The sequence below is a fragment of the Campylobacter sp. RKI_CA19_01116 genome (assembly GCF_025771405.1).
Lineage (GTDB): Bacteria > Campylobacterota > Campylobacteria > Campylobacterales > Campylobacteraceae > Campylobacter_D.
Genome location: NZ_JAKMQF010000003.1, coordinates 218,116 through 231,517, shown reverse-complemented (window position 1 = coordinate 231,517; position 13,402 = coordinate 218,116). Strand labels below are relative to the sequence as shown.

Annotated in this window: 18 protein-coding genes; 10 read left to right on the top strand and 8 right to left on the bottom strand. The window is 29.8% G+C overall.

The features are described 5' to 3' along the window. The 5 genes from L8U41_RS03985 to L8U41_RS03965 all read right to left on the bottom strand — a co-directional run bounded on the left by L8U41_RS03985 (position 1) and on the right by L8U41_RS03965 (position 1,464). Entirely contained in the window at positions 1-222 is a 222-nt protein-coding gene (locus L8U41_RS03985) for a ribbon-helix-helix protein, CopG family (protein ID WP_263664313.1), read from the bottom strand. 10 nt (positions 223-232) lie between these two features. Beyond that, positions 233-796, bottom strand: coding sequence for a bacteriohemerythrin (locus L8U41_RS03980; RefSeq protein ID WP_263703147.1), 564 nt, complete (start codon positions 794-796; stop codon positions 233-235). Positions 797-910: 114 nt separating this feature from the next. Further along, positions 911-1,078: a hypothetical protein gene (locus L8U41_RS03975; protein WP_263727876.1), complete on the bottom strand. Its 168-nt coding sequence runs from the start codon at positions 1,076-1,078 to the stop codon at positions 911-913. A gap of 9 nt (positions 1,079-1,087) precedes the next feature. Beyond that, on the bottom strand, positions 1,088-1,273 hold the full coding sequence (locus L8U41_RS03970) for a hypothetical protein (protein ID WP_263727875.1): 186 nt from the start codon (positions 1,271-1,273) through the stop codon (positions 1,088-1,090). A 53-nt stretch (positions 1,274-1,326) separates the two neighbouring features. Continuing rightward, positions 1,327-1,464, bottom strand: coding sequence for a hypothetical protein (locus tag L8U41_RS03965; RefSeq protein ID WP_263727874.1), 138 nt, complete (start codon positions 1,462-1,464; stop codon positions 1,327-1,329). Between the two features lie 133 nt (positions 1,465-1,597). Here L8U41_RS03965 and L8U41_RS03960 point away from each other — a divergent pair, with 133 nt between their 5' ends. Together L8U41_RS03960 and L8U41_RS03955 are read left to right on the top strand one after the other, a co-directional pair. Further along, the gene (locus L8U41_RS03960; RefSeq protein WP_214118110.1) at positions 1,598-2,263 is read left to right on the top strand and encodes a response regulator transcription factor; all 666 of its coding nucleotides are present in this window, start codon (positions 1,598-1,600) and stop codon (positions 2,261-2,263) included. Continuing rightward, positions 2,226-3,479, top strand: coding sequence for a sensor histidine kinase (locus L8U41_RS03955; RefSeq protein WP_263727873.1), 1,254 nt, complete (start codon positions 2,226-2,228; stop codon positions 3,477-3,479). The genes L8U41_RS03960 and L8U41_RS03955 overlap by 38 nt, the downstream gene beginning before the upstream one ends. A gap of 2 nt (positions 3,480-3,481) precedes the next feature. Here L8U41_RS03955 and L8U41_RS03950 read toward each other — a convergent pair whose 3' ends face one another. The 3 genes from L8U41_RS03950 to ribE are packed head-to-tail and all read right to left on the bottom strand — an operon-like array spanning position 3,482 to position 4,930. Further along, on the bottom strand, positions 3,482-3,688 hold the full coding sequence (locus tag L8U41_RS03950; RefSeq protein ID WP_263687289.1) for a hypothetical protein: 207 nt from the start codon (positions 3,686-3,688) through the stop codon (positions 3,482-3,484). A 1-nt stretch (position 3,689) separates the two neighbouring features. After that, on the bottom strand, positions 3,690-4,358 hold the full coding sequence (gene pgeF, locus L8U41_RS03945; protein ID WP_263727872.1) for a peptidoglycan editing factor PgeF: 669 nt from the start codon (positions 4,356-4,358) through the stop codon (positions 3,690-3,692). Then, entirely contained in the window at positions 4,322-4,930 is a 609-nt protein-coding gene (gene ribE, locus L8U41_RS03940; protein WP_263727871.1) for a riboflavin synthase, read from the bottom strand. Before ribE ends, pgeF begins: the two co-directional genes overlap by 37 nt. A gap of 122 nt (positions 4,931-5,052) precedes the next feature. On the opposite strand from ribE, the gene mnmG reads away from it, so the two are divergent. The 8 genes from mnmG (at position 5,053) to fliR (ending at position 13,382) form a co-directional block, all read left to right on the top strand. After that, the gene (gene mnmG / locus L8U41_RS03935) at positions 5,053-6,906 is read left to right on the top strand and encodes a tRNA uridine-5-carboxymethylaminomethyl(34) synthesis enzyme MnmG (protein WP_263727870.1); all 1,854 of its coding nucleotides are present in this window, start codon (positions 5,053-5,055) and stop codon (positions 6,904-6,906) included. Positions 6,907-7,072: 166 nt separating this feature from the next. Continuing rightward, positions 7,073-7,576 (top strand): ubiquinol cytochrome c oxidoreductase, 2Fe-2S subunit, encoded by a 504-nt coding sequence (locus tag L8U41_RS03930; protein ID WP_039618773.1) that lies wholly within the window; start codon positions 7,073-7,075, stop codon positions 7,574-7,576. A 1-nt stretch (position 7,577) separates the two neighbouring features. Then, positions 7,578-8,822 carry a ubiquinol cytochrome c oxidoreductase, cytochrome b subunit gene (locus tag L8U41_RS03925; protein WP_039668616.1) on the top strand — a complete coding sequence of 415 codons (1,245 nt, stop codon included), beginning with the start codon at positions 7,578-7,580 and terminating at the stop codon, positions 8,820-8,822. A 2-nt stretch (positions 8,823-8,824) separates the two neighbouring features. Continuing rightward, positions 8,825-9,952 carry a c-type cytochrome gene (locus L8U41_RS03920; protein WP_263727869.1) on the top strand — a complete coding sequence of 376 codons (1,128 nt, stop codon included), beginning with the start codon at positions 8,825-8,827 and terminating at the stop codon, positions 9,950-9,952. A gap of 173 nt (positions 9,953-10,125) precedes the next feature. Next, the gene (gene rpsB / locus L8U41_RS03915) at positions 10,126-10,911 is read left to right on the top strand and encodes a 30S ribosomal protein S2 (protein WP_012661799.1); all 786 of its coding nucleotides are present in this window, start codon (positions 10,126-10,128) and stop codon (positions 10,909-10,911) included. Then, complete coding sequence (gene tsf, locus L8U41_RS03910; RefSeq protein ID WP_263664303.1) at positions 10,911-11,987, top strand: translation elongation factor Ts; 1,077 nt, start codon at positions 10,911-10,913, stop codon at positions 11,985-11,987. Before rpsB ends, tsf begins: the two co-directional genes overlap by 1 nt. 2 nt (positions 11,988-11,989) lie before the next feature. After that, the gene (locus tag L8U41_RS03905; RefSeq protein WP_263664302.1) at positions 11,990-12,625 is read left to right on the top strand and encodes an ABC transporter ATP-binding protein; all 636 of its coding nucleotides are present in this window, start codon (positions 11,990-11,992) and stop codon (positions 12,623-12,625) included. Next, positions 12,612-13,382, top strand: a complete 771-nt coding sequence (gene fliR, locus L8U41_RS03900) for a flagellar biosynthetic protein FliR (RefSeq protein WP_263664301.1) — start codon at positions 12,612-12,614, stop codon at positions 13,380-13,382. Before L8U41_RS03905 ends, fliR begins: the two co-directional genes overlap by 14 nt. The last annotated feature ends 20 nt before the right edge of the window (positions 13,383-13,402 follow it).

Sequence of the window (13,402 nt, the reverse complement as noted above, 5' to 3'; positions counted from 1 at the left end):
TTAGCATTTTAATTTTTTAATAACACTGTCTAATTTTTTACTATCTCCATCTTTTAAATCTTCTAAAGCCTCTATAGCAGGAACGAAATCTTCCATTTCATCAAGATAATTTTCTAAAGCATTGCGTAAAATTTCAGCCTTTTTCTTTTTAGAAAATTTTGCAGTTTGATTTAAGCGCTCGTAAAGTTCTTCTGAAAGAGTTAGAGTGTATCTTTTATTCATTGTCTAGCCTTTATTTTGGTCTTATTGCTTCTTGGCAAGCTTTACATTTATAATTTGTGTTAGTTGTTTGTATTTTTTGATGAATTTCATAAGGAACTTTATGAATTTTATCTGTGCAAGAACAAATGTATTCATAAAATTCTTGCAATTCACCTAGGTTTGTATTTTTGTCTTTTTTGCTAAGTTGGGCTTGGTGCCATTTTTCTATTTTCATATCTTCTCTTAAAATATGCTCTAAAAGCCATTTGGATGCAATTATATTAAGTTTTTCTTTTAAATCATTAGTACTTTTTAAATTTTGGATCAAATCTATCATGGACTGTATGATACTTTTATGAATTTTTTGATGATTAGCAAGTTCAGGATAGCCTATTTTTGCCATATATTTTTCTTCTTCGGCAAAATGTTCTTTCATGTAATTGAAAAAATCCGCAAGTAAAAATTTAATCTGTCCTTTGTGAATAGGTTTATCCGAAATCATCTCAACATTGGCAGCAAGCTCAAAAAGTTTTTGGTGCTGCTTGTCGATTTCTTCATTGTGAATACTATATTTGTCGCACCATTTTGGTAACATACTAAAACCCCTTGTTTGGTTTGTGGGAGAGTTCTTGATGTATTATAATTTACAATATTTTAAATTATGATTAATTTTTATTAAATTTCGGTTTTTTCTTTACATAAAATTAAATTAGTAGAGCATTTTTTTACATTTAAATTGTACTTTAGAATACTGCATTTTTAAATGAATTTCATAAGAAACTTTACGAATTCTACCTTCGCATTGGCATTGATATAAGAAATTTTTTATTTTTAGTTTTTCTTCTTTAAAGTTATCTGAAGAATTTTTTGTTTGCATACTTTGTTTCTAATGCTGTATCATCATATCATGCTGAATGATATGTTCTATAAGCCATGAATTAACCATTATGTATAATTTTTCTTTTAGGTCATTGGTGCTTTTTATGCTTTGTATGAGTTTTATCATAGATTTTGTGATTTGTTTATACATGAGTTTATGTTGGTTTAAGTAAGGATAATTAATCTCAGCCATGTAGTTTTCTTCATCTTGAAAATGAATTTTAATATAGTGAAAAAAATCAGCAACTATTTTTTAAGTTCGACTTGACAAATTGGTTTATCTGAAATTTCTTCAACTCTAGCAGCAAGTTCAAAAAGTTTTTTATGTTGTTTATCAATTTTTTCATTATTAATGCTGTATTTTTGATCCCATTCAGGTAACATAAAAATCCTAACAGTATAAATTATAAAATAGTTAATATTTTATAAATATTTTGCTTTAATTCTACTAAATTCACACTCAATTTACACAAAAAAAATATAATGTTTTAAGTAAAATATAATAAAAAGGTTAAAAATGGCTACACAAATTCTTTTGTTAGAAGATGATATTAATTTAGGAGAAATTGTTAGTGAATTTTTAGAAGAAGAAGGTTTTATAGTTACTTTAGTGGATAATGCTCAAGATGCGCAAGATAAAGCTTATGAGAAAAATTTTGATTTATGGATTTTAGATGTAAAAGTTCCACAAGGTGATGGTTTTAGTGTGCTTAAAAATTTAAGAGAAGCTGGCAAATATACTCCAGCTATTTTTATGACTTCATTAAATACTACTATGGATTTACAAAAAGGTTTTGAAAGCGGTTGTGATGATTATATTAAAAAGCCTTTTGAATTGCAGGAGTTAAAAATAAGAATTAATGCTATTTTAAAGCGTTCTTTTGCTCATAAAAATGAAGATTATGAAGACTTGGGAAATGGTTTTAAATTTGCTTTTGTTTCACAAACTTTATATCAAGACGATAAGCCTTTAACTCTGCCTTTAAAAGAATTAAAGCTTTTATCTTTGCTTTTAAAAAATAAAGGTAAATTTATAGATACTGCTTGTATTTTTGAAGAAATTTGGGAGTATGATCAGGAGCCAAGTGAACTTAGCTTAAGAGCTTATGTAAAAAATTTACGAAAAATTTTAGGTAAAGATAGTATTGTCAACCAAAGAGGAAGAGGGTATTGTTATGTATGAAGCCAAGCGCGTTGCATGGCAAATTCTTTCTTTGTATTTAGTGAGTATAGGAAGTGTTCTTATAGTACTTTTTGGCGTATGGTATGCAAAGTTAATAGAAGAATTAATAGCCGAACATAGCATAAAATTAAGACAAGAACATCGTTTTGTAATTTTACAAATGGAAAAGTTACGTTTTGAGCCTATAGAAAAAGGTGCTAGAAAAATTGCTCAAATTTCTAATATAAAATTTGCAATATTTGATAGAACAAAAGTTTATTTTTCTAATCTTGACTTGCCTGCTCAAACAACATTTTTTAAACTTAATAACGCAAATATTTATAATAATAACACTCTAATTTATGTAGCTGATGTAAATTTAAATAATTTATTGCTTGCAAATACTCAAGGACAAGATGCTTTGGAGGTCTTAGGTGATGTTAATCGTTTGAGGGTTTTAGTACAAGGTGATGATATCTCCAAAGAACTTGGATTTATAAGATTTAAAGTAGCTTTGGCTATGGTTTTTTCTTTGATTTTTGTAAGTATAATGGCTTATTTTATACTAAAATTTGCACTCAAGCCTTTAGAAATGAGAATAAGATTTTTAAATAATTTTATAAAAGATACCACTCATGAGATTAATACTCCAATTAGTGCGATATTAATGAGTGTAGAAGGTTTAGAAAGAAAAAAGAATTTTGAAGAACTCAAAGCTTTAAAGCGTGTAAAAATAGCTGCTTTGACTTTGAGTCATTTGTATTCAGATTTAACTTTTTTAAATTTTTCTCAAGCTTATGAGGCTAAAAAGGATTGGATATTTTTAAAAGATTTGATTAAAGAAAGAATGGAGTATTTTAAGATATTTTTGGAGCAAAAAAATATCAATTTAGAGCTTAGCTTGGAAGATGATGGAAAAATTTATGCCAATAAAGAGCAGTTTTTTAAAATGTTTGATAATCTTGTTAATAATGCTATAAAATATAATGTAAAAAATGGACATATTAAAATAATGCTTTTGGAGCAAAGACTTATAATAGAAGATAGTGGCTGTGGTATAGCAAAGGAAAATTTGGCCAACATTTTTGAGCGTTATTCAAGATTTAATGAAAATCAAGGTGGTTTTGGTATAGGGCTTTCTTTAGTGGATAAAATTTGTAAAGATCATAACATTAACATAAAAGTAGAAAGTGAGCTAAATAAAGGAACAAAATTTATTTTAACTTGGAAAAATTAAAATTATTTATTACTCATTTTAGCCTTTTCTTTGGCATTTATAAGTGTTGTGATAAATTTATTTAAATTTTTAGTATCGTTTTGATTTAGAGTTTGTGAGGTATGATTTAGCATTTGAGTGATTAAAACTTCGTTGCTTAAGTCATTATCACCAAATTCTCTAGCCTTTTGTAAAATTTTCAAAGCAAGCAAATTTTTTACTTCATACATTTTAATCCTTTAAATAAATCACGCTAACAATGCGCTTTGGAGTTTGGTTTTTTCTATAAGAAAAAAATCTCTTATCATCAAAGGTGCAAAGACTGATATCAAAAATATCATTAACACCTAATTCTTTTGCTTGAAATTTAACTAATGCTTTTAAATCAAGCTTATTTTCATGTAAAAAAGGTGCAAATTTTTCTTTGCTGTAGTTTAAAACCTCGCCATTAATTTCATAATTTTTAGCACAAATTCCTGCTGAAATGATGAGTTTTAAATTCTTGGTTTGAGTGTTAAAACTTTCTTGCATTTTTAAAACAGCTTCTTTTAAGATATTTTCAAAACATCCTTTTCTGCCTGAATGTAAAGCTGCTATGGCTTTATTTTTATCATCATATAAAAGCAAAGGTAAGCAATCAGCACTTAAAATGCACAAAGCTACATTTTTTTCATTACTAATTACCCCATCAGCATTAAAGTGAAAATCTTTATTGTATTGAGTAATGATATTAGAATGAATTTGATTTAAAAATACACACTTTTTTATAGAATTTTCCCAAGGAAAAATATTATCATGAATTTTTGCTCTAAAAATATTATAATCTTGATCAAAAGTTACAAAAGCTTTTGCAAAATCATTTTCTAATAAAGTGATGTAATTTTGTCTATTTGTTGCCATGAAATTTCTTTTTTATAATTTAATTGTCTGTGTATATATCTTGCTAAAAGATCACTTTCTATATTCACGCGTCTTCCTATGGTATAGTTTTTAAACAAGGTTTCATTAAAGGTTATAGGAATAATAGTCAAACGAATACCATCTTTTAAAACTTCATTGATAGTTAAGCTCACCCCATCTATGGCTACGCTTGCTTTGTTGGCCATATAAATTTGTATATCATCAGGACATTTAATATAAAAATCAACCCCGTTTTCTTTTTTAGAAATATTAGTAATTTCACCTATACCATCAATATGCCCTTGCATTAAATGTCCATCTATTCTATCGCCATAAGCTAGCGCAGGTTCAATATGCACATAATCTTTTAAATTTTCAATAGCTATGTGAGTTCTTGTTTCATAAGAAAGCTCAAGATTAAAACCATCATCAAAAAGTTTTATTACGCTCAAACACGCACCATTGACAGCAATACTATCGCCTAGTTTTGGTTTGTAGTTTGCTTTTAATCTTAAAGTGTTGTTTTGATATGATTTGACAAAGGCTAATTCGCGGATTAATCCATTAAACATTCAATACCTTTAATTTTTATGAGATTTTATCTAAAACTTTTAAATTTCAAAAAGTATTTTTAGTGTTTTATTTTAAAAAATATTATATAATTTTTGCCTTTTTATAAAAATGAGGTCAAAATATGTATGATATAATCGTAATAGGTGGTGGGCATGCTGGAGTTGAAGCTAGTGCCGGGGCTGCTAGAATGGGTAAAAAAACTTTACTTTTAACTACTTTAATCGAGCAAATTGGTGCTGCAAGTTGTAATCCTGCTATAGGTGGTTTAGCAAAAGGACATTTGGTAAAAGAGCTTGATGCTATGGGTGGACTTATGGGGCAAATTACCGATGAGGCTGGAATTCAATTTAGAATTTTAAATGAAAGCAAAGGTGTTGCAGTGCGCGGAAGTAGAGCACAAATTGATATGGATGCTTATAGAATTTGTGCTAGAAATATGCTTTTAAAACTTGAAAATTTAGAAATCTCTCAAGAGCAAGCTTTGTCTTTGATTGTTGAAAATGATGAGCTTAAAGGGGTTAAAACTAATTTAGAAAATACATATTTTGCTAAAAAAATCATACTTACAACAGGAACTTTTTTAAATGGACTTATCCATATAGGTGAAACTAAGCTTCAAGCAGGTAGGGTAGGTGAGCTTGCATCTGTAAATTTGGGAGATTACTTAAAACAAAGTGGTTTAAAAGTAGGAAGATTAAAAACAGGAACTTGCCCAAGGGTTGATGCTAAAAGTATCGATTTTAGTGTTTTAGAAATTCAACCTGGAGATGAAAATCCTAAAGCTTTTAGCTTTAAAACAAAAAATTTCAAGCCTAATCAACTTCCATGTTATATAGCAAGAACAAATTTAAAAACACATGAGATTATAAAAAGTAATTTCTACCGTGCTCCGCTTTTTACAGGGCAAATTGAAGGTATAGGACCAAGATATTGTCCTTCTATAGAAGATAAGATTAATCGTTTTGGTGATAAAGAAAGTCATCATTTATTTATAGAACCACAAACTAAAGATGCGACTGAATATTATATCAATGGCTTTTCTACCTCGCTTCCTTATGAAGTGCAAATTGCAATGCTAAGAAGTATAAAAGGTTTTGAAAATGCTAAAATCACGCGTTTTGGCTATGCTATAGAGTATGATTATATAGACCCAACAGAACTAAAACATACTTTAGAAACCAAAAAGATTAAAAATTTATATTGTGCTGGGCAAATTAATGGAACCACTGGTTATGAGGAAGCTGCTGCGCAAGGTTTTATGGCAGGAGTGAATGCGGTTTTAGCAATTGATGAAAAAGATCCTTTTGTGTTAAGGCGTGATGAGGCTTATATAGGGGTGTTGATTGATGATTTAGTGATGAAAGGCACTAAAGAGCCTTATAGAATGTTTACTTCAAGAGCTGAGTATAGATTGCTTTTAAGAGAAGAAAATGCCATTTTAAGACTTGGAGAATATGGATATAATTTTAAACTTTTAAGTCAAGAAGATTATGCATATATTGAAAATATAAAACAAAATGTTGATAAAGGACTTGAGTTTTTACTTCAAACTACATGGACACCAAGTAAGCAAAATAATGAATTTTTACAAAGCATTGAAGAGGAAGAGATTACTTCAATAGTGAGTTTACAAAAAATTGTCGCAAGAGCTAGTTTTAATATAGAAAAATTAAAAGCTTTAGATGAAATGTTTAAAAATATGGACGAGTATTCTTTAAATGAAATTTTAAATGAAGCAAAATATTATCATTATATTGCAATGCAAAAAGCACAAATTGAAAAAATGAAAAATTTAAATGATTTGAAAATCCCTGAAAATTTTGACTTTAAAAGTGTGAGTGGATTGAGTAATGAAGTAGTGGAAAAACTGCAAAAATTTAATCCACCAACTATTTTTGCTGCTTCGCAAATTAGCGGTATTACTCCTGCTGCTTTGGATATTTTACATATTTATATCAAAATGAAAAAACAATAGATAATAATAAATTTATCTATTGTTATGATTTAAAACAAACATTTATTTTTGTTTTTAAATAAATATCCATATATCTTAAATCAAGCTTTTTATACCAAAGAAAAAATTTATCATTTTTTAGATAAACTGCTAAGTTTTACAAAAAAATCAAAACAAAGGAAGTAAAATGGCTACATCTGAAAGTAGACGAAGCTTTATGGGCTTTGCCTTTGGAACGGTAGCTGCTGTGGGTGGTGCTTTTTCATTAGTTGCAATGAAAAAAACATGGGATCCACTCCCAAGTGTAAAAGCAGCAGGTATTACTACTGTAGATCTTTCTGGCATGAAAGAGGGCGAGCTTAGAACAATTGAATGGCGTAAGAAGCCTATATTTATCTTAAAAAAAGATGCAGATATGGCAAAAGATAGCAATAGAGATGTTGTTGTAGGTGATGTTGCTTATACTGTAGTTATTGGTCTTTGTACGCATTTAGGCTGTATTCCAGCTTACGCTCCAAGCGAAAAATTATTTAAGTGTGCTTGCCATGGTGGTGAATTTGACACCAGTGGTAAAAATGTATTTGGTCCTCCTCCAAGACCTTTGGACATTCCTCCTTTTAGAATTGATGGAACAAAATTAGTATTAGGCGAAGAAGGTCCAGAATATAAAAAAATGATCGCGGAGGCTTAATATGGCACAGATAAAAAAAGCAAATGGTATTGTGGATTGGCTTGATCAAAGATTAGCTGTAAATAAGCTTTTTAATGTTTTAATGGCTCAATATTGGATACCAAAACAAATTAACTTCTTATGGGCAATGGGTGTTATTTTAACCACTCTTTTTGCTATTTTGTTTATTTCAGGTCTATTTTTGGTAATGTATTACAAGCCAGATGTAGCTTTGGCTTTTGATAGTGTTAACAAGACTATCATGCAAGAAGTGGAGTATGGTTGGCTTTGGCGTCATATGCACGGTGTGGCTGCTTCAGTTGTATTTTTAATCATATATATTCACATGCTAACAGGAATTTATTATGGCTCTTATAAAAGAGGCCGCGAAATGATTTGGATTAGTGGTATGCTTTTATTTGTTGTATTTTCAGCAGAAGCATTTAGTGGATATATGTTGCCTTGGGGGCAAATGAGCTTTTGGGCTGCTCAAGTTATTACTCAGCTTTTTGGTGGAATTCCTTTTATAGGTGATGCGTTGGTTATTTGGATAAGAGGAGATTTTGCAGTATCAGATCCAACTTTAACTAGATTTTTTATGTTACATGTATGTTTATTGCCTATCGTGATTTTAGCAATTATTGCATTTCACTTTTATTCTTTAAGAATTCCTCATGTAAATAATGAAATTTCAGAAGAAATTGATTTTGATTTAGAAGCTGAAAAATATTTAGCAGGTGATACAAAAGGTTCTAAAGTTATTCCTTTTTGGCCAGGATTTTTAGCTAAAGATTTCATGTATATTGCGCTATTTATGATTTTCTTCTTTTATTTGGTATGTTTTAAATTTAATTTTGCAATGGATCCAATCAACTTTGACCCAGCAAATTCTTTAAAAACACCTCCTCATATTTATCCTGAATGGTATTTCTTATGGAGTTATGAAGTTTTAAGAGGATTTTTCTTTGATGTTGGAAGCATTAAGGCTTTTGATATAGGACTTGCAGCATTTGGTATAGCACAAATTATTTTCTTCTTATTACCTTGGCTTGATAGAAGCGATGTTGTAAAACCAGCACACGAAAGACCAATGTTTTTTGTATGGTTTTGGGTGTTATTGATAGATTTAATTGTACTAACAGTTTATGGAAAACTTCCTCCAACAGGAATTAATGCTTGGATAGGATTTTACGCTTCTATGGTATTTTTACTATTATTGTTAGTAGTCTTACCAATTATTACTATCATGGAAAGAAAAAGGGGCTAATAATGAGAGAATTAAAAATATTTTTTGTAGTTGTCTTTTTCACAGGTTTAGTTTATTGGGGGGTTGAGCCTTATGCACATTCAGTGATGAATCCTCCTTCAACTCCGGTTAATTTTGACTTTGCAAAAGCTGATGCAGAATTTACCAAAGGTGAAGTTGCTTTAAAAGAAAAAGCAGCAGTGGATGCTAATGCTTCAGGAAGTGAAAAAGCTATAGCTAATGCTCAAAAAGCATTAGAGCTTGCAAAAAGTCAAGAAGAAGCTACTAAGCAATTATGGGAAAAAATCGCAAAAATCGATTTTAGCAAAGGTAATGCACAAAAAGGAAAAGAGCTTTTTGAAGGAAATTGTATTGCATGCCATGGTGTAAAAGCCACTGGAATTCCTGCTACTATCACAGATTCTTCTTTAGGTGTAACACCTCCTGATTTAAGTGATGCAGGTGCTATTTATGATGAGAAATTTTTAACTGCACTTATCATTGATCCGGTTAAAGCTTTACAAATTTCACATAAATTTAATGATGAAAATCCATTCTTAATGCCTGCTTATCCTTTAAGTGGCGATGAAACACAAGATAATCAAGATTTAGCAGATTTAATTGCATTCTTTAAAAATACAGCTAGTGAATATGAAAAAGAATTTGATGCAAAATTAAAAGCTGATTTAGAAGAAAAATATGCTAAAAATCAAGAGCTTTCAGAGCAAGCAAAAACAGCTTTAATTGCAAAAGAGTTTGATTTTGCTAAAAACAAACATACATTTGAAAATGCTTGTGGAAGATGCCATGATGTAAAATATGATGGCTTTGTTTCAAGCTCAAATATGAGTGATTTAAAAAATTATCTTGGTATGACACCTCCAGATTTATCTATGATGATTCGTTCTAAAGGTGCACATTATCTTGAAATCTTCATCAATGAACCTCAAAAGAAAATTCATGGAACTGCTATGCCAAGAGTTGGTTTGAATGAAAAAGCACAAACCCAAGTTATTAATTATCTTGAAAAAGTTGGTGATAGTAAAAAAGAAGAAAGAGAGCAAACAGGAATTTATATTATGATATTCTTTGCTATCTTAAGTATTTTTGCTATAGGTTGGAAAAGATCAGTTTGGTCTAAACTACACTAATTTACTCAAAGAACGCCTTATGGCGTTCTTTTTCTTCAATAATAAGCTAAATATAAAATAAAATTTGATATAATATTTTTTCATTTCACACGCATTAATTTCCTTATTAGGTTGCTTATGGGTTAAAGAATGCGGAGGAATAAACCTAATTATTTTATTTCAAGGAGAATTTCATGGTAAGCATGAGAGATTTATTAGAGTGTGGTGTACACTTTGGACACCAAACAAGAAGATGGAATCCAAAAATGAAAAAATTTATTTTTGGAGAAAGAAAAGGTATCTATGTAATTGATTTACAAAAAACACTTAGATACTTTAGATACACATATAACATCGTTCGCGATGCTGCTGCAGAAGGTAAAACAATTTTATTTGTTGGTACTAAAAAACAAGCTGGTGGAGCGATTAAAGAATATGCTGAAAAATGCGGTATGCCTTATGTAAATCATAGATGGCTTGGTGGTATGATGACTAACTTTGGAACTATCCGCCAATCGATTAGAAAATTAGAAGTTATAGAAAAAATGGAAGAAGATGGAAGCATTAAGCTTTTAACTAAAAAAGAAGCTTTAATGCTTACTAGAAAAAAAGAAAAATTACTAGCATATCTTGGTGGTATTAGATATATGAAAACCCAACCTGATATGATTTTTGTTATCGATACTGTTAAAGAAAAAATTGCAGTACAAGAAGCTAATAGATTAAAAATCCCTGTGGTTGCTCCACTAGATACAAACTGCGATCCTGACTTAGTAGATTTCCCAATTCCAGGAAATGATGATGCGATTCGTTCAGTTCAACTTTTCTGCCAAGAAATGGCTGAAGCAATCAATGAAGGTAAAGCTTTAAGAGAGCAAGATGGTGAAGCAAATGAAGAACAACCAATCTCTGAAGAAGAAAAAAAAGAAGTTTTAGAAGAAGCTATGAGTGAAGAAGATTTTGAAGGAGATAAAGAATAATGGCTGAAATCACTGCACAAATGGTAAAAGAACTGCGCGAAAGTACTGGCGCAGGTATGATGGATTGTAAAAATGCTTTAAAAGATACAGATGGTGATTTTGAAAAAGCAGTACAACTTTTAAGAGAAAAAGGACTTGGAAAAGCTGATAAAAAAGCCGATCGTTTAGCTGCTGAAGGTTTGGTAAGTGTAAAAGTAAGCGATGATTTAAAATGCGCAACTGTAAGTGAAATCAATTCAGAAACTGATTTTGTTGCTAAAAATGAACAATTTATTGCTTTAACAAAAGATACAACAGCACATATTCAAGCTAAAAGCCTTCAAAATGTTGAGCAGTTGCATTCAAGTGAGATTAATGGTGTTAAATTTGAAGAATATTTAAAAAATCAAATTGCAACTATAGGTGAAAATTTAGTTGTAAGAAGATTTGCTACTGTAAAAGCTGGAGCTAGTGGAGCAGTAAATGGTTATGTTCATTCTAATGGACGCGTGGGTGTTATTATTGCTGCAGCTTGTGATAGTGAAGCTACGGCTAATAAGTGTGGAGAATTTTTAAAACACCTTTGTATGCATATTGCTGCAATGAAACCAAGTTATTTATCTTATGAAGAGCTTGATATGGATTTTGTAGAAAATGAATATAAAGCTTTAGTTGCAGAGTTGGAAAAAGAAAATGAAGAAAGAAGAAGATTAAAAGATCCTAATAAGCCAGAGCTTAAAATTCCAAAATTTGCAAGTAGAAAGCAATTAACTCAAGAGATAATCCAAGAAGCTGAAGAAGCTATTAAAGCTGAACTTCAAGCACAAGGAAAACCAGAAAAAATTTGGCCTAACATTATCCCAGGTAAACTAAATAGCTTTATAGCGGATAATTCTCAGCTTGATGGTAGACTTACCCTAATGGGACAGTTTTATGCGATGGATGATAAAAAAACTGTCGAGCAAGTAATTGCAGAAAAAGAAAAAGAATTTGGTGGAACTATTAAAATAGTAGAATTTATTCGTTTTGAAGTGGGCGAAGGTCTAGAAAAGAAAACTGAAGATTTTGCTGCTGAAGTTGCTGCGCAAATTGGTTAAAAATGGAACTTTTAAAAGCGGAAAATTTAAGCCATAGTTTTGATATTCCGCTTTTTGAAAATCTAAATTTTACTTTAAATGCAAAAGATTGTATTGCAATATGTGGAAGTAGTGGGTGTGGCAAATCTACTCTTTTACATATTTTATCTACCTTGTTAAAACCTCAATCAGGAAAAGTTTTTTATAATAATCAGGATTTGTATTCCTTAAATGATGAAGCTTTATTAGAAATTCGCAGAAAAGATTTTGGGATTATTTTTCAAATGCATTATTTATTTAAAGGTTTTTTAGCTTTTGAAAATATAGAGCTTGCAAGTATTTTGAGTAGGCAAAATATCGATTATGAGTTATTAAAAAAACTTGATATTGTTGATTTAATGAATCAAAAGATCACAAAATTAAGTGGTGGACAGCAGCAACGAGTAAGTATAGCTAGAGTTTTAAGTAAAAGACCAAAAATCATTTTTGCTGATGAGGCTACTGGTAATTTAGATTTTAAAAATGCTTTAAATGTGTTAGATATTTTGATTAGTTATGTCAAAGAAAATAATGCAGCTTTAGTTTTTGTGACTCACGATCAAGAACTTGCTAAAAAATGTGATAGGATTTATCATTTAAGTAATTATGGAATTTGTTAAATATTTAGGCGATGAAAATGTTGTAATTTTCATGCTTTTATTTGCCAGAATGAGTGGATTAATAGTATTTTTCCCTTTTTTTTCTCACAATAGTATACCTTTGGTAGTAAAAACAACTTTAGCTTTATTTTTAACAATGTTTTTATATCCTTTGGCAAAACTTGAAAATAATACACCTGATTCTTTTTTTATTTTGTATCTTTTAAGTGAAGTGCTTTTTGGGATGGTTGCAGGTTTAATTTTACAAATGATTTTTGCCATTTTACAAATGGCAGGTGAGCAAATTTCTTTTACCATGGGTTTTTCTATGGCTAGTATTTTAGATCCAGCTACAGGTGCTAATACTCCAGTAATTTCTCAAGTTTTAAATTTGCTTGCATTGTTGGTTTTTTTAGCATTTGATGGTCATCATTTGGTATTGCTTTTTATATCTAGTTCATTAGATTATATTAGTTTGGGTGGATTTTATCCGCACGAGAATTTAATGCTTTATTTGAATAAAGCTATGGTAAATATCTTTGTGCTCGGTTTTTCTATGGCTTTTCCTATTTTAGCAATATCTTTATTATCAGATGTTATTTTTGGTATGCTTATGAAAACTATGCCACAATTTAATCTTTTAGTGGTAGGTTATCCTATCAAGATATTTTTATCTTTTGCAGTGCTTATTGCTATTTTACTCATCATGATGCAGTATTTTAAAAATTTAATGTTAAAAAGTTTTGAGCATATGGAGTTATTGTTTTTCAATATATAAGCAATAAATAATTAAAAATG